This window comes from Antrihabitans stalagmiti (assembly GCF_016482825.1).
In the GTDB taxonomy this organism is placed as follows: Bacteria; Actinomycetota; Actinomycetes; order Mycobacteriales; family Mycobacteriaceae; genus Antrihabitans; species Antrihabitans stalagmiti.
Genome location: NZ_JAEMNV010000043.1, coordinates 1 through 1,089, shown reverse-complemented (window position 1 = coordinate 1,089; position 1,089 = coordinate 1). Strand labels below are relative to the sequence as shown.

1 protein-coding gene is annotated in these 1,089 nt (G+C 66.3%); it reads left to right on the top strand.

Features of this window, described 5'->3' with window-relative positions:
- Positions 1-145: 145 nt before the first annotated feature.
- A partial coding sequence (locus tag JGU71_RS29605) for an ISAs1 family transposase (RefSeq protein WP_199708712.1) occupies positions 146-1,089 on the top strand: 944 nt, incomplete at its 3' end.

Genomic DNA, 1,089 nt, shown 5'->3' with positions numbered 1-1,089 from the left:
CAGGGGTGAGGCAAAGTCGATAGTCAGGTGGGTTGAGCTGCGGGTTTGATATGCGACACGCCGAAGAATTCAGGTGTGGGCGCAGGCGCGGCGGGACCGTTGATCATGAAGGTTCCTATGCCGTCTGATCCTCGGAGAGCCCGCCGTGCCTGCTGTCTCATCTTCACCTATCGATGCCCTTGCCCGCCAGTTCGAGCCGGTCGCGGAGATCCCCGCCGCGGTTCGGCGAAGCTTGCTCGACGCCCTCGAATCGGTTCCGGATCCACGTAAGAAGCGTGGTGTGCGCCACCGGTTCGGTGCAATAGTGTTCGTCTCGATCTGCGCGGTGGTTTCGGGCGCGAAGTCGTTCGCCGCGATCGCCGAATGGGCAGCCGACGCGGCCGGGGACACCCTGCGGGGTATGGAAGTAGGAGCGCCGGACGCATCCACGATCCGTCGGGCGTTGACCCGCGCGGGTGGAGACGGTTTCGACGCGGTGATCAGCTCGTGGATCGCCACGCGGCTGTGCGCTGCGCGGGCGGCGGGGACCGCAGGTCGGCGTCGGGCGGTGGCCGTGGACGGTAAAACCCTGCGCGGCTCACGGACCGGCGATGAGCGGGCCCGGCATTTGATGGCGTGCTTGGATCACGGCGCAGGTGTGGTGCTCGGGCAGGTCGACGTCGACATCAAAACCAACGAAATCCCCATGTTTGCAACACTTCTCGATTCCATCTCGGATCTGACCGAGGTCGTCGTGACCGCGGACGCGATGCATGCCCAGCGCGGGCATGCCGAGTACCTGCACGGCCGGGGAGCGCATTACGTGCTCACGGTGAAGGGAAACCAGCCGAAGCTGCGCCGCCAGTTGGCGTCGCTGCCCTGGGGCGATGTCCCCGACGGGCACCGTGAGACCGACACCAGCCACGGCCGCAAGGTGACCCGCACCTACAAGGTGGTCACGATCGCCGCAGGAATCGCGTTCCCGCACGCCGCGCAGGCCGTGCGGATCACCCGTACCCGCAAACGGATCGGCAGCAGTGCGCGGGCGTCGCAGGAGACGGTGTACGCAGTTACTTCGCTGACCGCGCCACAAGCTCAACCGGGCGAGTT